At 42.4% G+C, this 24,032-nt stretch carries 27 protein-coding genes; 9 read left to right on the top strand and 18 right to left on the bottom strand.

Annotated features, from left to right (window positions below; all coding sequences use genetic code 11):
- Positions 1-28: 28 nt before the first annotated feature.
- The 3 genes from NG22_RS00775 to NG22_RS00765 are packed head-to-tail and all read right to left on the bottom strand — an operon-like array spanning position 29 to position 2,285.
- Positions 29-847, bottom strand: a complete 819-nt coding sequence (locus tag NG22_RS00775) for a hypothetical protein (protein ID WP_053403959.1) — start codon at positions 845-847, stop codon at positions 29-31.
- 55 nt (positions 848-902) lie between these two features.
- Positions 903-1,481 (bottom strand): hypothetical protein, encoded by a 579-nt coding sequence (locus NG22_RS00770; RefSeq protein ID WP_053403958.1) that lies wholly within the window; start codon positions 1,479-1,481, stop codon positions 903-905.
- A 30-nt stretch (positions 1,482-1,511) separates the two neighbouring features.
- On the bottom strand, positions 1,512-2,285 hold the full coding sequence (locus tag NG22_RS00765; RefSeq protein ID WP_053403957.1) for a hypothetical protein: 774 nt from the start codon (positions 2,283-2,285) through the stop codon (positions 1,512-1,514).
- A 369-nt stretch (positions 2,286-2,654) separates the two neighbouring features.
- Between NG22_RS00765 and NG22_RS00760 the strand changes: the two genes are divergently transcribed.
- From NG22_RS00760 to NG22_RS00740, 4 genes are all read left to right on the top strand, one after another.
- Positions 2,655-3,092: a hypothetical protein gene (locus NG22_RS00760; protein ID WP_053403956.1), complete on the top strand. Its 438-nt coding sequence runs from the start codon at positions 2,655-2,657 to the stop codon at positions 3,090-3,092.
- Between the two features lie 299 nt (positions 3,093-3,391).
- On the top strand, positions 3,392-4,582 hold the full coding sequence (locus tag NG22_RS00755; protein WP_053403955.1) for an NAD(P)/FAD-dependent oxidoreductase: 1,191 nt from the start codon (positions 3,392-3,394) through the stop codon (positions 4,580-4,582).
- Positions 4,583-4,863: 281 nt separating this feature from the next.
- Positions 4,864-5,379, top strand: coding sequence for an O-acetyl-ADP-ribose deacetylase (locus NG22_RS00750; protein ID WP_053403954.1), 516 nt, complete (start codon positions 4,864-4,866; stop codon positions 5,377-5,379).
- A 612-nt stretch (positions 5,380-5,991) separates the two neighbouring features.
- A complete protein-coding gene (locus NG22_RS00740; protein WP_053406848.1) occupies positions 5,992-6,771 on the top strand; it encodes a TIGR02757 family protein in 780 nt (259 codons plus the stop codon).
- Positions 6,772-6,822: 51 nt separating this feature from the next.
- Here the strand turns inward: NG22_RS00740 and pyrE are convergent, their stop codons facing one another.
- Positions 6,823-7,461, bottom strand: a complete 639-nt coding sequence (pyrE, locus tag NG22_RS00735) for an orotate phosphoribosyltransferase (protein WP_053406847.1) — start codon at positions 7,459-7,461, stop codon at positions 6,823-6,825.
- 99 nt (positions 7,462-7,560) lie between these two features.
- Between pyrE and NG22_RS00730 the strand changes: the two genes are divergently transcribed.
- Positions 7,561-8,235 (top strand): NUDIX hydrolase, encoded by a 675-nt coding sequence (locus NG22_RS00730; protein WP_053403952.1) that lies wholly within the window; start codon positions 7,561-7,563, stop codon positions 8,233-8,235.
- 619 nt (positions 8,236-8,854) lie between these two features.
- On the opposite strand, the gene NG22_RS00725 is transcribed toward NG22_RS00730, so the two are convergent.
- The 9 genes from NG22_RS00725 to NG22_RS00685 form a co-directional block, all read right to left on the bottom strand.
- Positions 8,855-9,613, bottom strand: coding sequence for a hypothetical protein (locus NG22_RS00725; protein WP_053403951.1), 759 nt, complete (start codon positions 9,611-9,613; stop codon positions 8,855-8,857).
- Positions 9,614-9,655: 42 nt separating this feature from the next.
- Complete coding sequence (locus NG22_RS00720) at positions 9,656-10,498, bottom strand: universal stress protein (protein WP_053403950.1); 843 nt, start codon at positions 10,496-10,498, stop codon at positions 9,656-9,658.
- A gap of 223 nt (positions 10,499-10,721) precedes the next feature.
- The gene (locus tag NG22_RS00715; protein WP_053406846.1) at positions 10,722-11,450 is read right to left on the bottom strand and encodes a Crp/Fnr family transcriptional regulator; all 729 of its coding nucleotides are present in this window, start codon (positions 11,448-11,450) and stop codon (positions 10,722-10,724) included.
- A 146-nt stretch (positions 11,451-11,596) separates the two neighbouring features.
- Positions 11,597-12,532 carry a 1,4-dihydroxy-2-naphthoate polyprenyltransferase gene (locus NG22_RS00710; protein ID WP_253275635.1) on the bottom strand — a complete coding sequence of 312 codons (936 nt, stop codon included), beginning with the start codon at positions 12,530-12,532 and terminating at the stop codon, positions 11,597-11,599.
- 75 nt (positions 12,533-12,607) lie between these two features.
- On the bottom strand, positions 12,608-13,228 hold the full coding sequence (locus NG22_RS00705) for a glutathione peroxidase (protein WP_053403949.1): 621 nt from the start codon (positions 13,226-13,228) through the stop codon (positions 12,608-12,610).
- 171 nt (positions 13,229-13,399) lie between these two features.
- Positions 13,400-15,190, bottom strand: coding sequence for an arginine--tRNA ligase (gene argS, locus NG22_RS00700; protein ID WP_053403948.1), 1,791 nt, complete (start codon positions 15,188-15,190; stop codon positions 13,400-13,402).
- Between the two features lie 363 nt (positions 15,191-15,553).
- Positions 15,554-16,057: an HAD family hydrolase gene (locus NG22_RS00695; protein WP_053403947.1), complete on the bottom strand. Its 504-nt coding sequence runs from the start codon at positions 16,055-16,057 to the stop codon at positions 15,554-15,556.
- Positions 16,058-16,154: 97 nt separating this feature from the next.
- On the bottom strand, positions 16,155-17,099 hold the full coding sequence (locus NG22_RS00690) for a hypothetical protein (RefSeq protein WP_157600790.1): 945 nt from the start codon (positions 17,097-17,099) through the stop codon (positions 16,155-16,157).
- A 68-nt stretch (positions 17,100-17,167) separates the two neighbouring features.
- Positions 17,168-18,034, bottom strand: coding sequence for a hypothetical protein (locus NG22_RS00685; RefSeq protein WP_053403945.1), 867 nt, complete (start codon positions 18,032-18,034; stop codon positions 17,168-17,170).
- Positions 18,035-18,360: 326 nt separating this feature from the next.
- Here NG22_RS00685 and NG22_RS00680 point away from each other — a divergent pair, with 326 nt between their 5' ends.
- From NG22_RS00680 to kdsA, 3 genes are all read left to right on the top strand, one after another.
- The gene (locus NG22_RS00680) at positions 18,361-19,314 is read left to right on the top strand and encodes an SIS domain-containing protein (protein ID WP_053403944.1); all 954 of its coding nucleotides are present in this window, start codon (positions 18,361-18,363) and stop codon (positions 19,312-19,314) included.
- A gap of 4 nt (positions 19,315-19,318) precedes the next feature.
- Positions 19,319-20,083 carry a 3-deoxy-manno-octulosonate cytidylyltransferase gene (kdsB, locus tag NG22_RS00675; protein WP_053403943.1) on the top strand — a complete coding sequence of 255 codons (765 nt, stop codon included), beginning with the start codon at positions 19,319-19,321 and terminating at the stop codon, positions 20,081-20,083.
- A 78-nt stretch (positions 20,084-20,161) separates the two neighbouring features.
- Positions 20,162-20,938, top strand: a complete 777-nt coding sequence (gene kdsA / locus NG22_RS00670; protein ID WP_053403942.1) for a 3-deoxy-8-phosphooctulonate synthase — start codon at positions 20,162-20,164, stop codon at positions 20,936-20,938.
- A gap of 281 nt (positions 20,939-21,219) precedes the next feature.
- On the opposite strand, the gene NG22_RS00665 is transcribed toward kdsA, so the two are convergent.
- The 5 genes from NG22_RS00665 to NG22_RS00655 form a co-directional block, all read right to left on the bottom strand.
- On the bottom strand, positions 21,220-21,489 hold the full coding sequence (locus NG22_RS00665) for a hypothetical protein (protein WP_053403941.1): 270 nt from the start codon (positions 21,487-21,489) through the stop codon (positions 21,220-21,222).
- A gap of 341 nt (positions 21,490-21,830) precedes the next feature.
- Entirely contained in the window at positions 21,831-22,271 is a 441-nt protein-coding gene (locus tag NG22_RS00660; protein WP_053403940.1) for an Hsp20/alpha crystallin family protein, read from the bottom strand.
- Positions 22,272-22,385: 114 nt separating this feature from the next.
- Positions 22,386-22,559, bottom strand: coding sequence for a hypothetical protein (locus NG22_RS17695; protein ID WP_157600789.1), 174 nt, complete (start codon positions 22,557-22,559; stop codon positions 22,386-22,388).
- A gap of 17 nt (positions 22,560-22,576) precedes the next feature.
- The gene (locus NG22_RS17910) at positions 22,577-22,723 is read right to left on the bottom strand and encodes a hypothetical protein (protein ID WP_172674293.1); all 147 of its coding nucleotides are present in this window, start codon (positions 22,721-22,723) and stop codon (positions 22,577-22,579) included.
- A gap of 232 nt (positions 22,724-22,955) precedes the next feature.
- Complete coding sequence (locus NG22_RS00655) at positions 22,956-23,237, bottom strand: iron-sulfur cluster assembly accessory protein (RefSeq protein WP_053403939.1); 282 nt, start codon at positions 23,235-23,237, stop codon at positions 22,956-22,958.
- A 114-nt stretch (positions 23,238-23,351) separates the two neighbouring features.
- Here NG22_RS00655 and NG22_RS00650 point away from each other — a divergent pair, with 114 nt between their 5' ends.
- The gene (locus NG22_RS00650; RefSeq protein WP_053403938.1) at positions 23,352-23,870 is read left to right on the top strand and encodes a hypothetical protein; all 519 of its coding nucleotides are present in this window, start codon (positions 23,352-23,354) and stop codon (positions 23,868-23,870) included.
- Positions 23,871-24,032 lie beyond the last annotated feature (162 nt).

Below are 24,032 nucleotides of genomic sequence, written 5' to 3'. Positions count from 1 at the left end.
CATAGCTTATTCGTAGTCCAGGGGCCTGCTATTGGGCCAAAATATAGGCTTTAAGTTTTTCTTTATCCGCTGTTTCGGCCTTCACTAAATTAGAAATCAGCCAGCCGGCATTTTTTCCGGATCGATTAAATTCTGATAATTCAAAATACCAGCCTTCTAATTGAAAGAAATGAAGGTGTACATTGTTCACCCCCTTAAATTGCAGCCGTCCCCTTTTCATATCATATAAAAAGAGGGTCAATACATCCGGCGTATAATTTTTCGAGGCATAATCCTCCAAACGGGCAGGATCCTGCATGGCTTCATTCAAAGGCATAAAGTACAGCTCATGGCTGAGCGGGTTTAAAAATTCCTTTGGCGTACGTTCCATATCAAAAAGTCCCTGATATGGGGCAAACTGAATATGATCAATCACCCACTTCCAGCCGCCATTGGCCTCTTCTAATTTCAGGAAAAAGGTGATCGGCATGTTCCTGCCTTCAAAGCGCACGTCCGCATGCACTTCGGCAAACCAATCAGGGCTGTAAAAATCCAAAAATTCTGCCGGCTTCCCCTCGATCACCTCGACTCCGAAGGCAGTCAATTGGTCTACTATCGCCTGATTCTGCTGATCTATCAGCTGAGGTAAATATTTCTTTCGCAGCTTTTGAGAACGGTAGGTCTTGTCCTTGGTGTTGATTCGGACTCCTTTCAGATCCTCCTCCCCATTGAAGCGACGAATAAACTGATTCACCTGCTTGGTACGGGCATAAAATTCCTCCGCATCCAAATAATTGCCCACCTGCCCGAAAACCGGCAAAACCAGCAAACAAAAGGGGAGCAAACACAAAATTCTTTTCAGTGGCATAGTCAATATATAAAAACAGGCAAAATGCTGATCATTCTGCCTGTCTCGTTTGAGATTATTTATAAGTGTTGGTCACCCGAATATCTCCCAGTAAAACATCCCAGAAGCCGATAGTTCTACCCTGAATGACCGTCTTCTTACGCTCTACATACACGGTGATATCCTTCTTGGTGGTGTCCACATATTTCATCCCGTCTTTTCGCTTTCCTTCGAATCGCTGATAAATGGTGATCACCCCGACGTAACGACCATCGGCCTGCTTCACCAAATCCGAAATATATTGAATATGGAACCATTCGATGTTCACTTGATCATAGTTCAATAACTTCAGCCGCTTCAAATAGTCCTTCACCGGATAGGCCCGAATATCATCCGGTCGGTTAAGGGAAGAAACGTCAATCTTGGCACCCTCATCAAAAAGCTCCACCGCGCGATCAATGGCGGCATTGGCATCCACATCGCGGGTTTTCTTATCCCCGATGATGGTGATGTATTTACTCAGGTCTCGAACTTTCTCCAAGGCCAAAGAGTCAATCGCCTGCTTTCTTTCCGGACTGATATCCGGTTCATTATTTTGTGCCATGGCCATGCTTCCCAAAAAAAAGCACAGCATCATTAACATATATCTTTTCATGAATCTCTGTTTATTTAAAAAATCAACGACTTACTTTTTCAATTCCAAAAGGCGGATTTTCCCGTTCGCATCCTGCTCAATATTTTCAATACGGTAAGGAGCTTTCTTTTGCAATTTCAGGTAATCCAAATACTGGCTGATCGTCGTAGGTTTGTCAAAATCTTTTTCCCCGTCAAAAATGCCGATGATGATCAACACATCCACGGAAGGAGAAGCAAAAAGCTCCAGGGCTTTATTTACATAGCCATCTGCAGCTGCTGGAGAGTCGGCATTGGCAATACTCAGCATATAATCGTTCAAACGTACTTTTAGAGGACGAGCATCCACAGCACGCTGCTCTCTGGCGGCGATCATTTTGTCCAGCTGATTCACATAAGTCTGCACCTCCGCATAAGAAGAGTTACGTAATTTTTCCGTTTCTTCCTTTACATAGTCCAGGTCATAATTTTCAAAATTATCGACCAACATCTTGGCCTGATTAATACTTTCCTTTGCACCCAGCTTGGCTTCCACCTGTTTCAGGATCGCCTCCACCTCTTCATTACCGCCGGCAGCTTTACGTAATCGGTCAATTTCTGTCTTCACATGGCTGGATGACATTTTTTCTACATTATCCAATAAATATTGTGCTTGCTCCAGCAATGCACTGATATTTTCATTTGCCTCTGTGGCGCTTTCCACAGGTTCTGATGTAGCAGGTTTTTTCTTACAAGACTGTAGGCCGGCAGCACCAAAGGCAACTGCAAACACCAATAAGCGGGATCCTTTTGAAAAAAGGGATCTTTTCACCTCGCGGTTCTTCATCTTAAACTTTTGAATTTGGTTCTATTAAAAATCAACATCTATCTCTATTAGATCACCCCAATTTAAAACCTTCCAATACAGTATACAAAATTGCAGGTAGGATAAATCCGGAAATTCAATGTAACCACCCAAAAACCATGCATTTTCCACTACAAAAATTACAATCTAAGCATGGTTCTATTTTATATTTTAAAAACATTCGAAAATTTTAAAGATTTTTCAAGTAATAATCCTTTACATTTAGGGATTTGTAATTTAAATTTAAGGAGTAAGATTTTTTAATGGAATGAACTTTTTCCCCAAAGCTAAACCGTTAATCATCTCCTTTACAATTAACTTATTTTTAAATCGTTAGCTTAAAAATAGAAAATGAAGATTTGGGCGTTAGGATTATTGATATTTCCCTTCATGATGTACCTTGCTGAGGGAGAAAAAAAAGTGGAAAAGCAGCCCGAGCCCACCAAGACACTTGCAGAATCCCTCTCTCAAAATTCCCTAGAAAATATATTATCCCTTCAAAAAGTGGACTTTACCAAGCACACCTCAAAAGAAAACAGGGAATTCTTCCAGTTCAGACTTAACCAGCATATGGATTTGATCCGTCTCAAGGAGCAATTAAAGCCGGTTGACTATGCTTTGGTACAGGAAATCATCCAGAAAGACTGTCATCAGTGGTTGGACTCTTCTCATATCAGCATGCAATTAGAGATGGGGCAATTATTTACCGGCATGCTGGAACACGAAAACGGGTCTACTTATTTCGCCCTCGACCGCCAGGGAAATATTTATGGCTGGTCCGGATATTAAACATTAACCGAATTTCGCCCTGCTAAATTCAATACCCCTCGTCAATAACCCTACGCTCAACACCTTACAGACAACTTCCCTGACATATTATTCACTCCTACTCAGAGGAGTTTGCATGCTTCTCATTTATTTGCTGCATCGGAAAAAACCTGAAATAAAGGACTATCCCTTCATTTTGCTCAAATTGTAGTTAAAGGACGGTTTAAGTAGGAATAATTCAGTTCAAGCCTGCTCCATTGCGGGCATTTTTTTTATTCCTTCCCATCGGCTATTTTTGGAGCAATAACAGATTTTCCCCTATGTACGATGCCATTATTGTAGGCGCAGGAATCAGCGGCATTAGCCTTGCCTTCCAATTAGCCCAAAAAGATCAGAAAGTTTTAGTGCTGGAAGCTTCCCCACAGCTTGGAGGATGCATTCAGTCTGCCAAAGATGAAGCACAGGATCATTTCTGGATTGAGATGGGCGCCCACACCACCTACAATTCTTACGGTGCTTTCATTCGGCTTATTGAAGCCTGTGACTGGCTACAGGAGCTCATGCCAAGAGAAAAAGTACCCTATAAGATTTATAAAAAAGGAAAGCTGAAAAGTGTGGTGAGTCCGGTAAATAAGCTGGAAGCCTTATTTTCTGTTCCCCGAATATTCTGGCAGAAAAAAGAGGGAGAGACGGTGAAGAGCTATTATTCCAAAATACTGGGTAACCACAATTATGAGCGCTACTTCAAACATATTTTTGCCGCCGTCCCCTGCCAGTCAGTAGATGATTTCCCGGCGGACATGCTATTCAAAAAGCGGGAAAAACGCAAAGATATTTTGAAGAGCTTCACCCTGAAAAACGGCCTTCAGTCCCTGATTGAAAAGATGGCACACCACCCCAATATTAAGGTGATCACCAATACTAGGGTAAATCAGGTGGAATTGCTGGAAGAAGCCAAGAAGGCGCACCTTACCGACGGACAATCCTTTGAAGGCAAACAACTGGCCATCGCTACTCCGCCACATGTGGCGCAAAGACTGGTGAAAGATATCAATGAAGACCTGACAATGGCGTTGGCTAAGATCCCGGTGGCCTATAGCGAAGCCATGGGCGTGGTAGTGAAAAAATCAGATCTTAAGCTCCCTGAAGTGGCGGGAATTTTTGCCCCCAGGAGTGATTTCTTCTCAGTGGTATCACGAGATGTAGTGGGACACGAGCGCTATCGTGGCTTTGTCTTTCACTTCAAACCCAATGTAGGCAGTGATGCGGTGAAAGAAAACATTATTTGCGAAGTGCTTGGCATCCGAAAAGACCACTTTCAAAAATTATATAAAAAAGAGAACATCCTGCCATCACTAAGACTGGGACAAGATGAGTTAGTAAAAACCATTGACCAACAATCCAAGGCGAATGGACTGCATTTCACTGGCAATTATTTCCTTGGACTTTCCATAGAGGACTGTGTTCAACGGTCTGAGACGATTGCAGAAAGGATGTTACATCGGCCCTAAGTAAGCTATTGAGCACTACCTCTTCATTTATGCCTTTTTCGGATTTGAAGAAGATTTCAAAAATAACTCAACCCACTCAAACAGAGCAGGATAAAGGACAGTCTTTTTTAAAGGGATACTCCCCTGCCTTCACTTTGAATTCGATTTTTATCACAACACTTTGATTTCTTACACTTAATATCCATCGGCGGCATCAAAGGAAAAAAATTCAACTTAACCCAAAGCAGACATATAAAGTATTATAAATATAGACCAAAAAGTACTTAACCAAGCTCTGACTTATGACTGAAATCCAGATGATCAAAGGAGACATCACTACCCTAAAGGTGGATGCCATTGTCAATGCGGCTAACAACACTTTACTAGGAGGTGGCGGAGTAGACGGCGCAATACATCATGCTGCCGGGCCGGAATTGCTGGAAGTCTGCAGAAATCTTGGGGGATGTGACACCGGTCAGGCCAAGATCACTCAAGCTTTCCGACTCCCCGCCCATTATATTATCCATACGGTGGGGCCGGTCTGGCAAGGCGGACAGGAAGGCGAAGAGGCTCTATTACGCTCTTGTTATGAAAACTGCCTCCGACTGGGGCGGAAGATTGCTGCCCGAAGCATTGCTTTTCCCTCCATCAGCACGGGAGCTTTCGCTTATCCCCTTGAGCGGGCGGCGAAGATTGCTTTGCAAACGATCTACGCTTACCTGGCAAAGCATCCACATGTTTATGAGGAGATTTATTTCGTCTGTTTTTCCGATCATGATTTAAAGGTCTATCAGAAAATCGCAAAGGAGATTTATTGAGTACAGCTTTTAGGGTAGCCCTATGCTTTGTGGGGTATGCTGTTGAGGAGGTGTTTTTGCCACAAAATATCTCTTATTTTTGTAGTGGGCTAGAAGACTTGAACTATGAGGGTGCGAAACCACTAATTGCACGAATTTACACTAATTTATTAGAAAAGCTGAGGGGGATTTTTTTGCCACAAATTTTACAAATTATCTCTGATTTTATAAAGGAGTGGAAGAGGTTGAAATATGAGGGCGTGAATCTACTAATTGAACGATTTAACTCTATTTTTTGAGAAAAGTTGAAGTGATTTTTTTTTGCCACAAATTTCACCAATTATCACTGATTTTTGTAAAGGATTGGAAGGCAAGTAAATGTCACTACTAAAATGGGGCATTTGCTTCTGCTGTTAAATCGGATGGCATTTGCGGGCGATGAGCCCGCCGGGACAGGGATGAAGCGGGTCTGTTTAAACCACAGCGGCCCAAAAGGCCGATGGGGTGAGCCGCGCCAGCCCGGTGCTGACGTCTAAGCGGCAGCAGTCCCCAAAAAAAAACTTCTTTTCAGGCTATCAATAATTGCGATAAGGCTAAAAGCAAAATTCCATGGTGGATTCCCTAAATTGGGCTATGCAAAACAATCAAGCACTTTTTGAACTGCTGGAGCAGCATTACCATAGATTTCACCAACCGGATTTCATTCCTCATGACCCGATCACGATTCCGCATATGTTCAGCCAAAAGCAGGACATTGAGATTGCGGGATTATTCGCGGGCATTCTGGCCTGGGGGCAGCGGAAGACCATCATCAATAAATGTCGGGAGCTGATGGAACGGATGGATCATGCGCCTTATGATTTCATTCTCCACCATCAGGCGGATGATTTGAAAAAGCTGCTGGGCTTTAAACACCGTACTTTTAATGAGGAGGATTTACTTTATTTTGTGGACTACCTGCAAAGGGTGTATCAGAGGCATGAAAGTCTGGAAGAGGTATTTGTAAAGGGCATGGAGCTGGGAAATGGGGATATGGAATCGGCTCTGGTGTATTTTCAAAAGGACTTCAGTGCGGCGGAGCATTTTCCCCGCAGAACGCAAAAACATATCGCTACGCCGGCGAGAAAATCAGCCTGTAAAAGGCTGAATATGTATTTGCGGTGGATGGTGCGCTCTGAGGAGGGCGGTGTGGACTTTGGCTTATGGAAAAAAATTAAACCTGCCCAACTTATATGCCCTTGTGATGTGCATGTGGATCGCATTGCCCGAAGGCTTGGCCTTTTGCGCCGAAAACAAACAGACTGGCAGGCTGCCCTGGAACTGACGGAAAACCTGAAAACTTTTGATCCGGAGGATCCGGTAAAATATGATTTTGCCCTCTTCGGCATTGGTATTGAGGAAAAAGGACAGTAGCAAAAAAAGGGGCTTTCGCCCCCTTTCCTTCAATTTTTTTTCCGGATTAGATTACCCTCCCCAGTTAGATGGATCTACTCTCCAGGCTTTCAATACTTCTACCTCTCCCTCTTTCACATAACCGGAAGCCAAAGCGGTATCGATCATATCCGCATAGTTTGATAATACCGACAAGTCTACATTGGAAGCAGCGAAATTATCATCCGCAATCTGGAAACCGTAAGTAAAAATGGCAGCCATACCCAATACCTGAATACCTGCCTGACGCAATGCGTCTACTGCTTTTAATGAGCTTCCACCGGTTGAAACCAAATCTTCCAACACGACCACCTTCTGTCCCCCTTTTGGATCCCCTTCAATCAGGTTTTCCATGCCGTGACCTTTAGGCTTAGAACGTACATACATAAATGGTACCCCTAAAGCATCTGCTACCAAAGCGCCCTGTGGAATACCTGCAGTAGCCACACCGGCGATCGCTTCCACTTCAGGATAGTTGGCCTTGATCATGGCTGCCAAAGCTTCTTTGATATAGGTTCTAACAGCAGGGTAAGCCAGTGCCACGCGGTTATCACAATAGATCGGTGATTTCCATCCTGAGCTCCAGGTGAATGGCTTGCTCGGGCTTAATTTAATCGCTTCTACTTCCAACAAATGGGAAGCAACTTTCTGTGAAATTTCTTTAGGATCCATATTCATGTCGCAAATTTAAAAAGTATTTTGGTGGAAGCATTGTGATTTTGCATCTCAATGTTCACTTTTGGAAAAAAATTAACAGGGCCATAATTTGAGATGAAAGTTTTTATCAATGATCGGGTGATCCGCCTGATAGATCGGGATAAAGAGGTTTCCCATCGTAGTTATCAGCACCGACTGGATGGCAAGAAAGAGCACCTTAGCCCAGAGTTGGAGGGCAATGTTCTGATTAAGAATGCGGATTTGGTGCATTTGGCGCAAAGTATTGAGATCAGCCGGAGGAAGGATCAGGGAAACTGGAAGGCCCTGACGATGCAGTTCAAAGACCTTGAGCGCGCCAAGACCTTTTTTAAGGAGCAATTCAATATTGTGGAAGCGGCGGGTGGCCTGGTGACGAATGGCAAAGACCAAAAGCTGATGATCTTCCGCTTGGGCAAATGGGATCTTCCTAAAGGCAAGCTGGATAAAGGAGAAAAGCCTGCTGCTGCGGGCTTGCGGGAAGTAGAGGAAGAGTGCAATATTAAGGCGAAGCTGGGAGATAAAATATGTCACACCTGGCATACCTATGTGTATAAGGGCAAAAATGTGCTGAAGAAAACGTATTGGTATGAAATGACCTGCCTTTCGGACAAACATATGCGTCCACAGATAGAGGAAGATATTCATGAAGTGCGCTGGATGAGCGACTATGAAGTACAGGCGGCGCTGAGCAACACTTTCCCGAGCATTAAGCTGGTATGGAAGAAGTTTTTGAAGAAGCAGTGGGCGTAGGATAAATAGGATGTAGGCTTTTGATGGTGAGCACCCTTTGCCAAGCGAGCCTTTTACAGCCTGAATGGTGTGGGTTAATATAAAGGTCCACTATTTTAAGTCAAGATTGTTTCAGACGAATTTCCATGCGGTTTTTAAGCCGCATGATTCACCACTGAATTTACCAGCACAACTCAATCAACTCACAGCCAGTTAGATGCATTCGCTTTTCTTTGATTTTTAATGAGCCAAATTTGAGCAAACCTGCTTGCTTCTCAGTCATCTGCTTCGTTGGAAACAACTCGAAACAGGGAACTTCTCCTTCATTTTCCGCCATGCGGCTAAACGAGGATTTAGGCTTGAATAATCCGGCTTAAGGCAAAAATCACCCTAACAGACCCTTTCAAAAATCAGTGATAATTTGTGCAATCTGTGGCAAAAATCACCTCTTCAAAGCGGCAACGCTAATTAGGGGGTATTCATGTCGTTTAGTGGTTTGTTCCGCTTTCCTCCACTACCAAAGCCATTCACACGAATTATTGAGAGTAAAGTTACCTAAAGCAAAAAACCGCGGGATTTCCTCCAGCGGTTTTTTAATTATCCTTTTATTTTAACTCCTGAAACTCGTCCTTTTGCCTTATTAGTGATGCGCAATAAATAACGGGGTATCTTGTTGGAAGATAATTCCTCTGGCGGCAGATGGACGCTCCTTATAGGTATCTGCTTCGCGATCATAAGCACCCATGATGACCAGAGAATCACTTAATGTCTGTGAAAAATCATGGATATTGGTAGAAACCTCTTCTCCGTAAACGTGCTTAAGCCCGACATTTTTGAAATGACTTTGCACAAAATCCATGAGGTGACGTTCAAAGCCAAACATGGACTCATCTTCCTGCACCACAGACAAAATGGTCACCTCCATGTCTTTGCAATTTTTTCCGAAAAGCAAAGCAAACATTTTAATGGCAAAGATAGAGGCATCCTTTCCATCATAAGTGAAAATCAGATTATTCACTTCTGAGTAATTGGATGGAATAATCACCACCGGACAACGTGATCCGATCAATATTTTAAACAGCTGCTCCGAATTGTCCTCACCATCCACAAAATGGAAAGCAGAGGCATAATCGAAAAACACCATATCATAAAAAGGGGTCTTCTCTACAATTTCCTTCACGCCAAGGTGATCTGTTTTGAGCACCCGAAGATTGATTTTAAGCTCTTGAGCTTTAGCCTGAATTTCGCGCTCCTGCTTCTTTCGCTGGTCCTCGCATCCTTCCATCCCTAACAGGGCCACATCAAAGCTCACTTCATCATTCCCAATAGATGCTCCCATCTCTCTCAAATTATCCAGAGAGGAAAAATCCCCTTTCAAGGCTGCAAAAATTCTTGCCATATAGCTTTAATTTATATTCTAACTCTAAAAAATTCCTTATGATTAAATCCTACAAGTCCACACCAGTCGCTGAGCGTGATTAACTACATCACCGGTTACGGACCCAAATATAGACTGCATAATGCTGCCTCCGCTGCTTGCCAATGCGATCAGGTCGATCTCATTGTCTCTTGCATAAAAGAGAATACCATCCTCTTCGGTAAAGGCATTATAAACCTTGGAATAGTAACGCTCCAACTGATATTTCTCTGCAAAAGCCTTGATATGAGCATAATTGGTTCGATCATCCTCAAAGTTGGCTGGAGTATTTACCTTCACCAGATGTAAATCTGCCCCAGTGAATTCCTGCAGCGCCTTTAAGGCTTCAATAGCATGATCTTCCTTATGGTCATGGAACTTTCTTGCCAGCATAATGGAGCGAATATCCCTGAGGTGTGTTTCATTTTTCACCACCAAAACCGGTACTTTTGCATTACGTACCACCTTCTCCGCATTTGAGCCAATGATGATTTCCTCCAAGCCGCCTGCGCCTTTACTCCCCATTACGATCATATCCGCATGGAAACCTTCCAGCTGCGTATACAAATCGGAGAAAGTACTGCCATACTCTACCGCCATTTCAATGGCCACATCTGCAGACTGCTTGCTTTCCACAATTTTTTTCATCTTTTCCAAAGCAGCATCATGCTGCTGGCGGGCGACTTCTATTTGTTCGCCGGATTCCATATAAGGGACTCCTAATGCCGAAACATTCGGAGCCGACATCTCCACTACATGCACTAAAGTCAGGCCAGCATCTGCGCGCTTGGCAATCTCTATAGCGAGGGTTAAGGCGTAATTTGCCTGTTGGGAAAAATCTGTGGGAACTAATACTTTCTTGATCATGGGGGGCTAAATTCAAGTGTATACATGAAATTAGCATAATTCACAGAAAGCCATTCTGACAAATATCATGAAGAGGCGTGAAAAAAGTCAAGACCTGTGAAATCATTAATATTTCACCCCTACCTCCTATAATTATTTAAAAAATAAATCGTAATAGGACAAAAATGGAAAAAGTGAGCTCCGAAACGAAACTCACTTTTCTTATTCAAGTCAATCTTTATTGTTAATTCAGCGCTTCGTAAAAATCAGCTGTTTTTACTAAAGCCGCCTCATTAATAATTCGGATCTTCTTACCTTGAAGGGCTACCATTCCCTCCGATTTGAATTCGGATAATAAACGGATTACCGTCTCGGTTGCAGTACCAATAATATTGGCTAAGTCCTCACGAGTAAGCGCAATGTCCAGTAACACTCCTTGCTCATTTCCTTCCATACCGTAAGTTTCTTTCAGCATCAATAAAGTTGCTGCCAAACGCTCACGCACAGATTTCTGAGCAATGTTCAAGAGTTTATTTTCAAGGATACCATGGGATTTGATGATCGCCTTGGTGACCTTATTAAAAAATACCGGATTGCCCTGCAATAGGGAAAGGAAATTGGTTTTCGGGATATAACAGATGATAGAATCCTCCAGCACCGTAGCGGAAGTTGTATAAAACTCCTCACCGATCAAATCTTTATACCCTAAAAAATCACCATCCTTCGCTAAGTGAACAATATGCTCCTTACCATCAGAACTCATCTTAAAAACTTTCACTTTTCCGCCGTTCACACAAAATAATCCCAAAGGACGTGTCCCTTCATAATATAAAGTCTGTCCCTTTTTGTATCGGATACAGGATTTATTTTCTGAAACTTTTACCAATTCTTCAGAATTGACGCCGTCAAAAAGTGTCTGCGATACCCTTGGACAGGAATCACAGGTGTTTTTTGGAACTTTATTTACTGCCACAATTACCGCCTTAAATTTAAACAACCAAACAGGTCAGGAATCCAGAAAAAATACAATGACAATCATCAGGATTTTGACCATTAACAACTAGTCAAAGATACAGCTAAATACATGATTTTCCCAAGATTACGAAAACAATCTACTATTTAGAATGGTACTAAAAGCCCAAATCCATACACCAAAACGAACAAAAACGTACTGATGGCCAACTGCTTCAAAAAGGGGTCTAAATCACTGGGATGCGTTCGATTTTTCACCGCCCAAAAGTTTTTCAGGAACAAGGGTAACATTAACAAAATAATCCACACGGATTTTTTGTCTATTATTGACATGGAATAAACCAAAATAGCCGCCCAGCCGGCCAGCAATAAAAGGGCATGATAAACTACCGCTTTCTTACGACCCAGGCGTACAGGTATCGAATATTTTCCGGCTTCACGATCTGACTCAATGTCCCGGATATTATTTACATTCAATACCCCTGCACTAAAAAAACCCAATGCAGCCGCTGGCAACCAAATGCCGGGCGCCAAATTTCCGCTATGTAAAAAGTATACCCCCAATACGCCTACCGGCCCAAAAAATAAAAATACCGAAATATCTCCCAGCCCCATATAGCCATAAGGCCGAACGCCGGCGGTGTAGGTCACTGCGGCTCCAATGGCGAACAAACCTAATAACAGGAAAGCGAGAAAGAGCTCTAACTGAGCACCAAAAGACACATAAAGCAGGGCAATGCCGGACAACAACGAAAGCAGTCCACAGATAATCATTCCCCTTTTCATTTGAGGCAAACTAATCAAACCCTGCTGCACCACGCGTTGTGGTCCTTGCCGCTGATCTGAGTCGGCGCCATGCACCGAATCCCCATAGTCATTGGCCAGATTGGAAAGCACCTGTAAAAATAGTGTGGTGAGCGTTGCTAAGCCCAGCACGGACCAGCGCATATGCCCATAATAGGCCGCAATAAAACTGCCCATAAAAATACTGGAAAAAGCCAGCGGTAAGGTCCGCAAGCGGGATGCAGTGATCCAGGCCTTAATTTTAGCCCCTTTTCCTAGTACCATATCATTCTCCTTCATTATATGCTATTACCTGCCAGAAAAAAACAAAAGTCAGACTTTAGCCTGACTTTAATACTTTATGCAAATATAACATTATTCTACAATAGCTGCTACCAGTTCCTCTGACATTGGTTTGACTTTTGACCCAAAGTATTTAACCAACTCGCCATTTTCATTCACCAGATACTTATTAAAGTTCCAGTTAGGTTCCTGATCATTCCAGCCATTTTTGTCTTTCATTGACAACCACTGGTAAAGTGGATGCTGATCATCTCCTTTTACGGAAATTTTTTCAAACATTTGGAAAGTCACGCCATAGTTTCCGGTACAGAAGGATTTAATATCTTTATTGGAGCCCGGCTCCTGCCCACCGAAATTATTCGCCGGAAAACCTAATATAGTTACTTTGTCTCCGTATTTCTCCTGTAGCTTTTGTAAGCCTTCATACTGTGGCGTATAACCACATTTGGAAGCTACATTCACCAATAGCACTTTCTGTCCTTTAAATTCAGCGAAATCAATGGTATTCCCATCAATATCATTCATCTTAAAAGTGTAAAACTCTGAAACTCCTTCCGGACGCTTACTCTTGTTTTCTTTCACCGTTTCTACCTTTTCAGATGCCGCCGTCACGGGTTTCGATTTTACCTTTGCGTCTCCACAGGCCGTGACCATCATGGCCGCTGCCGCTAAGGCAATAAATACATTTTTCATGGTCGTATGGTTATCGTTGATTGATTTCGGTTTGATTTCGGTTTGATTTCGAAAAAATAAGGTTGGTATAAAAATACCGGATTGGGCAAATTAATCCAAAAAGGCTTCCAAAACAAAAGTCCTCCCGTAATTACGAAAGGACTTTTAAAAATGTTATATCAGATCTTTTTATTACATACGCTCCGGAGCTTCCACACCCAACAACAATAGTGCACGACGAATCACGTCTGCTACCTGCTGAGAGAAAGCCACGCGGAAGGCCAGCTTATTGGCATCTTCCTCGTTGAAGATCGACACCTCTGCGTAGAAACGGTTGTACTCCTTTGCCAATTCAAAACAGTAGTTGGCAATTACTGCCGGCGAATAGTTTGCTGCTGCTTCTGCAACTACCTCAGGGAAAGTGGTCAACAAACGGATCCCCTCAATTTCTGATGGCTCCAATGCTGTCACCTGACTGATGACCTCCGCAGAAGTATCAATCCCAAGCTCCTCTGCCTTACGTGCAATGGCTGAAATACGCGCATGCGTGTACTGAATGAATGGCCCCGTGTTCCCCTGAAACTGGATAGATTCCTCAGGATTAAACAACATGCGACGCTTTGGATCTACTTTTAGCAAGAAATATTTCAATGCTCCCAAGCCTAGTTTACGGTAAAGCTCAGTTGCCTGCTCTGGCGTAAAGCCGTCGATCTTACCTAATTCCTTGGTATGTGATTCCGCAGTATCAAACATCTCCTGCATCAAATCATCCGCATCCACTACAGTACCTTCACGAGATTTCATCTTACCGGAAGGTAAGTCCACCATTCCATAAGACAAATGGTACATCCCCTCAGCGTACTCACGTCCAACATTTTTCAAAATGCGGAACAATACATCAAAGTGGTAATCCTGCTCATTACCTACCACATAAATTGACTTATCAAAAGCAAAGTCCTTATGTTTCAAATCAGCAGTACCCATATCCTGCGTAATGTAAACCGAAGTACCATCACCGCGCAATACTAATTTCTCATCAAGACCTTCTTTACTCAAATCCGCCCAGACAGAATTATCCTCTTTCTTGAAGAAAACACCTTTCTCTAAGCCTTCATCTACAATATCTTTACCTAATAAATAAGTATTGGATTCATAGTAGAACTGGTCGAAGTCCACGCCCATCGTCTTGTAAGTGGCATTGAAACCATCATACACCCAGCCGTTCATCTTCTCCCAAAGGGCTACTACTTCAGGCTCGCCCTGCTCCCAGTCACGCAACATTTTTTGCGCACCTTTCATCAATGGCGCTTCTTTCTTCGCTTCTTCCGCATCCATACCATCAGCAACCAAGGCTTCAATTTCCTTCTTATATTCCTGATCGTACTTCACGTAGTAGTTTCCTACCAACTTATCGCCTTTAATGCCCGCAGATTCCGGTGTCTCCCCTTCTCCAAACTTTTCATAAGCCAACATGGACTTACAAATGTGGATACCACGGTCATTCACCAAGTTCACCTTCTGCACTTCATATCCGGCAGCTTTCAAAATTTCAGAAACCGAATAGCCCAGAAAGTTATTTCTCAGGTGGCCCAGGTGCAATGGCTTGTTGGTGTTAGGAGAAGAATACTCTACCATCACCTTCTGGCCATTTGGCGCCGCAAAACCGAAGTTTTCTTCCGCTACCATCGCGCCTAAAGTTTTCACCCATGCCGTGCGATCCAATACCAAATTCAAAAAGCCTTTTACCACATTGAAGTCAGCGATTACCTCACTGTTTTCCTTCACATATTCCCCGATCAGCTGAGCGGTCTCCTGAGGGTTCTTCTTGCTGATGCGCGCAAACGGGAAAGTCACAAAAGTGTGAGTTCCTTCAAAATCTTTGCGGCATGGCTGCAATTTTACTTCCTCTACTGGTAATGCGGCCCCGAACTGAGCCTCAAAAGCCTTTGAGATGGCTTCTTTAATCGCACTATTAATATTCATGAGCTTTCTTTAAAGCGTTTTGTTTCTTACAGAATGCAAAAATACCAATCCCCCTTAGAATCAAAAACCACGCACAGATATTGTGTTTAATTCAATCTCTTCCTTTTTCATGATAATCACAATGACATATAATGTGATTATAGGATCTCCTATCTAAGAGCGAGCTTAACAGCCAAAATTCGCAGGGAAAATTAGATGATTCTTGAAGTGATACCCGATTATTTTGAGAGCATAGCTTCGCTAATTTTGAGAAATTACCCAAAATCGCTTCCAATAATTCAAATTTGCAGCCGGATGCCCTGCTTTTAAACACGCTCTAATCCAAATGTTGAAATACATCCGAGAGCCTTCCCTAAGGGGTATTTAAAAACCAATCTTGTCCTTCCGCTTGCTCTTCACCGGGATTAAATGCTCATCCACCAATTCCCGGAAAGCACAATTCCCACCTCCGCGCGTCAGGACTATATCGGCCGTTTCCCGGATGACCTTCACCGCATCTGAGGGACAGGCAGAAAGTCCAACGGCCTCCATAATAGCCTCATCATTAATATCATCTCCGATATAACAGACCTCGGATTTGGAAATGCCCAGCTCCTGCAACCATTTCTCCAAAATCTGCATTTTAGGCTCCGAACCCACATACACATATTTTAAACCCAAACGTTCCGCCCGGTTCAACACCATATGGGGGGCCTTCCCATGACTAATGATCCCCACCTCAATACCAGCCTTACGCAAAATATTCATCCCCATGCCATCTTTGGCGTTGAACTTCTTGAATTCATCGCCAGTTTCGGTATAATACATCCCGCCATCGGTCAGGGTGCCATCTACATCGGTCACCACCATTTTAATATTGTATTCCATCGTAGTTTCAATTTATAAAGCAATAAAATTAAGGATTCAGAATGCAAAAAAAAACCGCCTCCTGAGAAGCGGTTTTGATCATCAAAAATGATCTGTATTATGGATATGATACATTCTTTACAAAATTATTTTCCGGCGTATCCCCATCGATAATTAATTGTACAGGAAAACCATTTTCACCTATGGTATAACTCAGGGGTTGCGTAAAGCCATCGGACTCCTCCCCGTTTGTTACATTATATTGAATGGACACCGGGTTATTTACACTACTAAAATGTAACAAGTCAAATGCTCCGGACTGTAAAAGCCCTGTAAATAATAAATCCGTCAATTTATACTTAATTAAAGCAGGAAAGCCATTGAAACTTTTGAATGGAGAAGGCTGTGCATCATAAGCAAACTGATAGGTGGTTTTGAAATAAACATCATCTCCCCCATCATTATATTTATATTCCTCTTCCATAGCGACAATCTGACCAGCAGCATCATAGGAGAACCTCATAGTTCCTAAATTGAACTCGCCCTGATTAATCGTTGCTTCTGTCATCCGGCCATCTTCATTAAAGGGAACAAAAGTCTGCACAACAGTCCATTCTCCTGTACGGGCATTTTCTAATCCAAATACCGGGGGTCGCATTTTGACATCAAAATCTACCCCCTTAGACTGGCTCTCTCTTGTAGGGACCGGATCCAGGTCCAGATAATAATCTATTTGCGCCACCTGCCCATCGTTCCAGCTTATCCGGTATTCCCAATAACTTTGACTACCATCCTCATTTTGAAAAATATAGGAGGTTAACTTCCCTTCTGAATTGTAAGTAAAATTAGCTCTAAGTCCCATAGGCACAATATAGAGATTGCTGACACTTTGGTCATCATTATACTCAAATCGGTAAAACGTAAAAGGTACACCATCATCATCCACTGAAATCTCAGTTGGTGTAGCAACAATTGAGGGGTCTACCCCATCATCATCTGATGAACAGGCGAAAAAACCGACAGTCAACAAGCATAAGGCTAATGTTCTAGAAAATAGTTTCATTGGTAAGGTTTTAGTTTGAATCAGCTAAACATTTTAGATTGCTGCCGATAATTTTTTTACCCCGATTCCTAACGATAGGTTATTAAATAGTTTAAACTATCCTGAGTTCCAAAGCGATTAGTGATGTACCTTATTTGCCCTGGATAGCCCAAATTATTATAGGCATATACATACTCATTTTCCTCTCGAAAAGTATTAAGTAAATTAAAATCCTCAATGGAGACTTTACGGGCATTGTTTAAACCACTGAAGGCACTCAGGCGGGTTTCCACCAATATATCAAGGATTACCACCATAGGCAGCGCTTCCAAAAAATGAAAAACAGAAGCCTGCTGATCATATTCAAAATCAACAAAAAGCCGGGGACTTCCTCCCGCCTCGGTATATTGATAATACTCCAGTCGATTCAGATTTTCCTTTTCATCATGTAAGAAAGTGATTTCGTCCGTCAGTATCTTTTCTTGACCGAATTCATAAAACTGAACACGCTCCACCTGTCCATTTCCGCTTAACTGTTCCTCTATTTCAAAAACAGGATCCAATAATTTTTTTCGCCCGTAAAAAAAGTAAATAGGAGTCTCAGAGGACGTTTGCTCCATCACATAACGAATCGTTTGTCGATCACGCCCCACAACTTTTAGCGATTTAATATCCACGCCCTGAGCACGTAAGGTATAGGACAAAAATTCACCATTTTCATCAAAAGCGAAAAAAAACTGAGATTGCCCTAAATAATCAAGTTCAATGTAGCGATTAGCAGAAGAGTACCTGAAAGACAGGATCGTGTCTCGTTCTTCCTCAAACTGCTGAATAAAATATTTTGGAAATTGCTCGATGGGCGCGTTCACTGCAACAGGAACCGGATCAACCTCTTCAGCGATAGAAGTACAACCAATCAACCCTACAAAAATAAAAACTGTAAATAATTGTTTCATGTAAACCTCCCTTCATCGCTGTAAAAAATTGATTTGCTATACCTTTAGTACTCAAGTTTCCAAAAAAAAGATTTATAACCTTCTTATCTTACATCATTTACTACCCACATCACTCAATCTTCTTTAATTCCTCCAATTACAGTTTCCAACACATTCAAATGAATGCTATTTCTACTGGGGACTCCCAGCGCCCTTCATTCCTTTTATTTTCCCCAAAGCCCGGACCTCTATTCTCTTTAATGCGGACAAAATCCCGGACATCAGCTGAATTCCTGATTGAATTTTTATAGTTTTGCAGCATTTCAAACCCTTTTGAAACATAACCCATGGGGAAACACGAAATTCTTGCACTGGCGCAGGAAGTTTTTGATATAGAAGCACAAGCGGTAAAAAATTTGTCTCAGCAAATCGATGAAGATTTTGTAGGAGCCATAGAAGCCGTATTAAAAAGTACCGGAAAATTAATTGTCTGCGGGATGGGCAAGTCCGGCCATATTGGAAATAAAATTGCCGCCACTTTGGCCTCCACCGGAACACCCAGCTTTTTCCTACATCCGGGAGAAGCTTTTCATGGTGACCTGGGCATGGTAACTCCGGAAGATTCCGTTTTACTGATCAGTAATTCCGGCAAAACCGATGAGGTCCTGAACCTGATTCCATTTTTCAAGGACAATGGCAATTTGCTGATTGGAATGACGGGCAAGCCGGATTCTATTTTGGCCAAAAATGTAGATTTTCACCTGAATGTAGCCGTAGAGAAGGAAGCCTGCGCATTGAAACTGGCTCCCACCAGTTCCACGACAGCTACTCTGGCCATGGGAGATGCTTTGGCAGTGGCCTTAATGAAAAAGCGTTCTTTTCAGGAAAAGGATTTTGCACGTTTCCACCCTGGCGGAAGTTTAGGACGCATGCTGCTCACCAATGTAGAGACGGTGATGCGCAAGGAGCAATTACCCATCGTAGCACCGGACACTTCCTCTTTGCTGGTTGTGCAAAAAGTATCGGAAGGTCGTTTAGGTCTTGCCATCGTTCAGGAAGAGCAAAAAATTGTAGGCATTATTACCGATGGAGATATCCGCCGCGCAATGGAAAGTCAGCAAGCCGCTTTCTTTGAGAAAACAGCCCGGGAACTGATGAGTGCGCATCCCAAATGCATTCATAAAGATGCCAAATTAGGAGAAGCAGACCAGCTGATGAACCAGCATAAAATTAATTCTCTTTTAGTGACTGAAGAAGATCAGCTACTGGGAGTGATTCAGATTTACGACCTAAACCAATAACCCATTGAAAACCATCGTTGTCATTCCCGCCCGATTAAAGTCAACCCGACTGCCTGAAAAAGTTTTACTGGAGATTAAGGGAAAACCGGTCGTGCAATGGGTCTATGAAAAGGCAATCGCTGCTGAAGGCATTGATGCTGTTTACATTGCTACCGACGCAGAAGAAGTCCGTAACCGATGCCAGACCTTCACTCAGAACATTCTCATGACCTCGGAGGCCTGCCAATCCGGAACAGATCGTATTGCAGAAGCAGCGGCTCAATTAGAGGCCGACGTGATCATTAATGTGCAGGGAGACGAACCACAAATCCATCCTGAAGTCATCAGCCTGTTGGCGGCCCAATTCAAATTGGACGGAGCATTACCAATGGCATCGGTAAAAACACCAATCAAGCGTTGCGAAGAGGTGAACAATCCCAACAATGTAAAGGTGATTACGGACCATAGCGGTCATGCCATTTACTTCTCCCGCTCTCCGATTCCATTTTACCGGGACCGGGTGGAAGAAATGCAAACCAACGGCTATGTGCCCGAAGATCTAAAATATTTCAAGCACCTGGGCATTTATGGGTACCGCAAGGATTTCCTTTTGCAATATGCGCAAATGCCCACTTCCTACCTGGAACAGGTGGAAAAGCTAGAGCAGTTACGCGCGCTGGAGAATGGGTTCAAGATCAAAATGATTGAGACCGAGCACTCTCCTATTGGCGTGGATACGCTGGAGGATTTTGAAAAGGTAAAGGCGATTATTGAAGCGGAAACAGAATAAATTTCAGCGATTATCCACATTTCCTTTCAATTTCATTAATTTGTATTGTTATAATAAAGCGCAATAGTATTTCATTCAATGGAACTTTATAATAAACTTAAATCCGGTTCGTTTATCATTTCCGGACCATGTGTGATTGAAAACGAAGACATGATCATGCGATTGGCAGAAAACATTTCGGCCATGTGTGAGCGTCAGGAACTGACCTATATCTTTAAGGCTTCTTTTGATAAAGCCAACCGTACTTCCATCACCTCATACAGAGGTCCGGGATTGGAAGAAGGCCTACGCATTTTGGAAAAGGTGAAAAATAATTTCAGCCTTCCCATCACTACTGATATTCACGAGACTAACCAAGCTGCTCCGGTAGCGGAGGTTTGTGATATCCTACAAATCCCGGCCTTCCTTTGCCGTCAGACTGATCTTTTAGTGGCTTGTGCGAAGACCGATAAGATTGTAAACATCAAAAAAGCACAGTTTCTTTCTGGTAAAGACATGCTTTATCCGGCACAAAAAGTCATTGATTCGGGCAACAAAAAAGTCATGTTGACTGAGCGTGGTACTTTGATGGGCTATGGTGATTTGGTGGTGGATATTCGCAACCTGGTAGATATGAAAGCCCTGGGCTTCCCGGTCGTGATGGACGTGACCCACTCTACGCAAAAGCCCGGCGGACTTGGTGGTGCTTCCGGAGGAAACAGAGAGTATGCCCCCTATATCGCTGCTGCGGCTAAGGCCGTAGGTGTGGATGGCTTCTTCTTTGAAGTGCATGAGAAGCCGGAAGAAGCACTTTCGGATGGCCCGAATATGGTGCCATTGCATGAGTTTGAAGACATTCTGAAGAAATTGAAATAAGGGGAAATCACCCTTAACTGAAAAGGAGGCCAAACAGCCTCCTTTTTTGTTTTCCTAAGCCGAATTATGCACCGCTAAATTAACAAAACCAAATCAAGACACTTACTCTTAAATTCTTACGTGTGTTTTCTTTGGTTTTTGATAGCCCAAAATGGGGCAATCTTGCTTTCTCCTCGTTCATCTGCTTCCTTGGAAAAAAACTCGAAATAGGAAAACCATTCATTTTTCCTCCCTTGCAGCTAAACGAGCATTCAATCATGAATAATCCGGGCTATTTCTCCTTACTGATTTGATTCCGGCTGCCTATAAGGCGGAAATAGGTAATCCCATTGATATTTTTTTTTTGAATTCACCGAAATCGGAGATTTTAATGGAATAATACTATCCAAGGGTTCAGCGGCAGGCCCTTCCTCAGCAGAGAAAGATCTTTCTTGGTACAACAAACTGTCCTGCTCTGACGAAACTGATAAAATATGGCCATTAGGATATCTTTTTAAATCAAGACCAATCAGCAACAAACTCAAAACGAATACTCCAAATAAATATTTCATGATATTCAATTTTTAGGTGAAACCATTGCTCTTCACGGATAAGATACCGGGGATTAAGCCGAATTATTCACCGCTAGTTTTACAGTCTACCGAAAGAACCTATTTATCAATTGATTATAATTGGATCCGCTAAATTTCTGGTAGCCCCAATTTGGGTAGTTAGGCTTGCTTTCTCCTCATTTATCTGCTTCGTTGGAAAAAACTCGAAACAGGAAACTATTCCTTCATTTTTTCCGCCTAGCAGCTAAACGAGGATTTTAGCATGAATAATCCGGCTTAAAGGATGAATAACCCGGCTTAACAACCAGGAAAAAATCGCTCCCCGGAAACAAAAAAGGAAATTACGCTATCCCAATTATTTTAATGGATCTGGCTTTGGCATCCTCTCTCTTGGGCAAATATATCATTAGAATACCTCGTTCATAGCTAGCTGTCGTTTGCTCTTTGTCTACCTCTCTGGGCAGATTTAGGCTTCGCTCGAAGGGATGGATTCCGAATTCCCGATGAATAAATTGGGATTTTTTCTCTCGTTCTTTATGTTCCTTTTTTTCAGAACTAATGACTAAAAGATCCCCTTTCAGAGAGATTCTTAAATCATCTTTTGACAATCCCGGCGTTGCCAGGTACACTTTAAAGCTGTCCTCATCCTCTTCCACATTCATTGGTGGAAATTTCGAGGAATAGCCTTCATCATTGGTTTTCTGCTCTTCAGAAAACAGGTGATTTAATAAATCAGCGTGTAAAGAGGAAATTTTTCCGTTGGTCATCATAACTACCTCCATTTTTTAAGTAAAATAAAATTTGAAAGTGAATCACAATTTAAAAGGGTGCCGATAAGGCTGCAAAATTTACCGTTACCCCGGACGCTCTCTCCGAATCCAGGCTTAAAAAAATACCTAGAAAATCTCCTTCAACAGACTATGGAAAGACACAAATAAAGATTTCAGAACAAAGAATATCAACAAAGTGACGATCATCAAACTGAATCCGTTTTCGCCATAGTCAAAATAAGGAGCTAACAAAAAGGAAAGGAACAATAATAATAGGTTATACAACCACTGCTTCATCATTAAGCCAAAGGTTAAGGTTAATCACTCAGCCACTCCTGAAGAGCCTGACGCTCCTGAGGGCTCAACCAAGCTTGCATTTTAATTTTCTCTTTTTCAAACAGTAAAGGATCGAAAGTTAATTTTGAAAGCACCTCTTTGGCATAATCTAAATAGGATGTTTCCATAACTGAGATTCTTTTAAGGTTCAACAAAAAAATTCAACTATGCAGTCTATTTCACCCCAATCAAACTTTATACAATGCCCACAAAATGTGACATATTTTCTTATTATCTCAGCAATCTATGACATTCAGCTCCCTAATTCTTAAAAATTCACAATACTGAGGCTGAAAAATTGACATAAAAAAAAGCAACCCAACCGGACTGCTTTCTTGCCTTACTTCAACGGATAAGGCCTTATTCAAAAACAAAACCCTTCATTTCTCCTTCTTCCACATAATCCAGCTTCTTGCCAATCAGGAACATCATCTCCTTCTTCTGCACCACCACCTGCAGCCCTTCAATGACAAATTCCTTATCGTCTTCTTTAATTTTATCAAAGCCCAGGTAGGTATTCACGCCAGAACAACCACCACCTTTGGCTCCTACTCGAAGTACATAACCTTCGGGTACCTTTTTTGACTCGAAAGCTTCCTTAATAAAGGCCACCGCCTTCTCGGTAATTTTTATCGGTTCCATATATTTGTAATTCCAATTTTTAAGCCAAATTTGCGTAAATATAATGCTTTTGAGCTATTCTCTAATAAATGGCTCCATCGCATTGATTTAAGCCAACATTGATAAAACAAATAAATGGAATTTTTAGCGGAAAGCGCCAAACTAATCTTACCGGCGGCCCTGGTGATGTACGCCATGTTTTTAACCATCCGGTCCTTTTTACAGAAAGATTTCGAAAAGAAACTCATCGAGCTCAAGGTCAAAAATTCAGAAGTCATCCTTCCCAACCGCCTGCAGGCTTATGAGCGCATATGCTTATTTCTGGAACGCGTTTCCCCGCATAATTTATTGCCAAGAGTGAATCATCCGGGCCTGAGTGCGACAGAATTGAAGTCCGTATTGGCGCATGAAATCCGGGAAGAGCTGAATCACAACTTGAGCCAGCAGGTCTATATGAGTGATAATGCCTGGAACCTGGTCAAAGGCACTTCAGAAAACCTTATCCTCCTCATCAATGAGGAAGCAGGCAAGCTTCCCGCTGATGCCAAAGGATTGGATTTAGCGAAAGTAATCTTTGAGCGCATGAGCAGGGAGGAAGATTTCATTTCCGGAGCACTATCCGAAATCAAAAAAGAAATCCGGACTTTGTTTTAAGCCGGAATCAAATAATAAGGAAGCATTCCATCCCATTCTCTTTTGAATGTCAGGCATTAAGCTCCTGAGAGCAAAACAACTGTTAGCTGTGACCTCAAAACAGGAGCTATGGAAGACAAACAAGCGAGGGGATTTAATCGTAAACAAAAAAGAATGAGGCGA

The sequence above is a fragment of the Persicobacter sp. CCB-QB2 genome (assembly GCF_001274635.1).
GTDB classification, from domain to species: domain Bacteria; phylum Bacteroidota; class Bacteroidia; order Cytophagales; family Cyclobacteriaceae; genus Persicobacter; species Persicobacter diffluens.
Note: the sequence above shows the minus strand (reverse complement) of the source record. Positions and strands in the feature narration are given on the sequence as shown.

Bases quoted from the DNA above. Each gene is read 5' to 3' on its own strand.
- NG22_RS00775 (WP_053403959.1), bottom strand. From the start codon at position 847: ATGCCACTGAAAAGAATTTTGTGTTTGCTCCCCTTTTGTTTGCTGGTT.
- NG22_RS00770 (WP_053403958.1), bottom strand. From the start codon at position 1,481: ATGAAAAGATATATGTTAATGATGCTGTGCTTTTTTTTGGGAAGCATG.
- NG22_RS00765 (WP_053403957.1), bottom strand. From the start codon at position 2,285: ATGAAGAACCGCGAGGTGAAAAGATCCCTTTTTTCAAAAGGATCCCGC.
- NG22_RS00760 (WP_053403956.1), top strand. From the start codon at position 2,655: ATGAAGATTTGGGCGTTAGGATTATTGATATTTCCCTTCATGATGTAC.
- NG22_RS00755 (WP_053403955.1), top strand. From the start codon at position 3,392: ATGTACGATGCCATTATTGTAGGCGCAGGAATCAGCGGCATTAGCCTT.
- NG22_RS00750 (WP_053403954.1), top strand. From the start codon at position 4,864: ATGACTGAAATCCAGATGATCAAAGGAGACATCACTACCCTAAAGGTG.
- NG22_RS00740 (WP_053406848.1), top strand. From the start codon at position 5,992: ATGCAAAACAATCAAGCACTTTTTGAACTGCTGGAGCAGCATTACCAT.
- pyrE (WP_053406847.1), bottom strand. From the start codon at position 7,461: ATGGATCCTAAAGAAATTTCACAGAAAGTTGCTTCCCATTTGTTGGAA.
- NG22_RS00730 (WP_053403952.1), top strand. From the start codon at position 7,561: ATGAAAGTTTTTATCAATGATCGGGTGATCCGCCTGATAGATCGGGAT.
- NG22_RS00725 (WP_053403951.1), bottom strand. From the start codon at position 9,613: ATGGCAAGAATTTTTGCAGCCTTGAAAGGGGATTTTTCCTCTCTGGAT.
- NG22_RS00720 (WP_053403950.1), bottom strand. From the start codon at position 10,498: ATGATCAAGAAAGTATTAGTTCCCACAGATTTTTCCCAACAGGCAAAT.
- NG22_RS00710 (WP_253275635.1), bottom strand. From the start codon at position 12,532: ATGAAGGAGAATGATATGGTACTAGGAAAAGGGGCTAAAATTAAGGCC.
- NG22_RS00705 (WP_053403949.1), bottom strand. From the start codon at position 13,228: ATGAAAAATGTATTTATTGCCTTAGCGGCAGCGGCCATGATGGTCACG.
- argS (WP_053403948.1), bottom strand. From the start codon at position 15,190: ATGAATATTAATAGTGCGATTAAAGAAGCCATCTCAAAGGCTTTTGAG.
- NG22_RS00695 (WP_053403947.1), bottom strand. From the start codon at position 16,057: ATGGAATACAATATTAAAATGGTGGTGACCGATGTAGATGGCACCCTG.
- NG22_RS00690 (WP_157600790.1), bottom strand. From the start codon at position 17,099: ATGAAACTATTTTCTAGAACATTAGCCTTATGCTTGTTGACTGTCGGT.
- NG22_RS00685 (WP_053403945.1), bottom strand. From the start codon at position 18,034: ATGAAACAATTATTTACAGTTTTTATTTTTGTAGGGTTGATTGGTTGT.
- NG22_RS00680 (WP_053403944.1), top strand. From the start codon at position 18,361: ATGGGGAAACACGAAATTCTTGCACTGGCGCAGGAAGTTTTTGATATA.
- kdsA (WP_053403942.1), top strand. From the start codon at position 20,162: ATGGAACTTTATAATAAACTTAAATCCGGTTCGTTTATCATTTCCGGA.
- NG22_RS00665 (WP_053403941.1), bottom strand. From the start codon at position 21,489: ATGAAATATTTATTTGGAGTATTCGTTTTGAGTTTGTTGCTGATTGGT.
- NG22_RS00660 (WP_053403940.1), bottom strand. From the start codon at position 22,271: ATGGAGGTAGTTATGATGACCAACGGAAAAATTTCCTCTTTACACGCT.
- NG22_RS17695 (WP_157600789.1), bottom strand. From the start codon at position 22,559: ATGATGAAGCAGTGGTTGTATAACCTATTATTATTGTTCCTTTCCTTT.
- NG22_RS17910 (WP_172674293.1), bottom strand. From the start codon at position 22,723: ATGGAAACATCCTATTTAGATTATGCCAAAGAGGTGCTTTCAAAATTA.
- NG22_RS00655 (WP_053403939.1), bottom strand. From the start codon at position 23,237: ATGGAACCGATAAAAATTACCGAGAAGGCGGTGGCCTTTATTAAGGAA.
- NG22_RS00650 (WP_053403938.1), top strand. From the start codon at position 23,352: ATGGAATTTTTAGCGGAAAGCGCCAAACTAATCTTACCGGCGGCCCTG.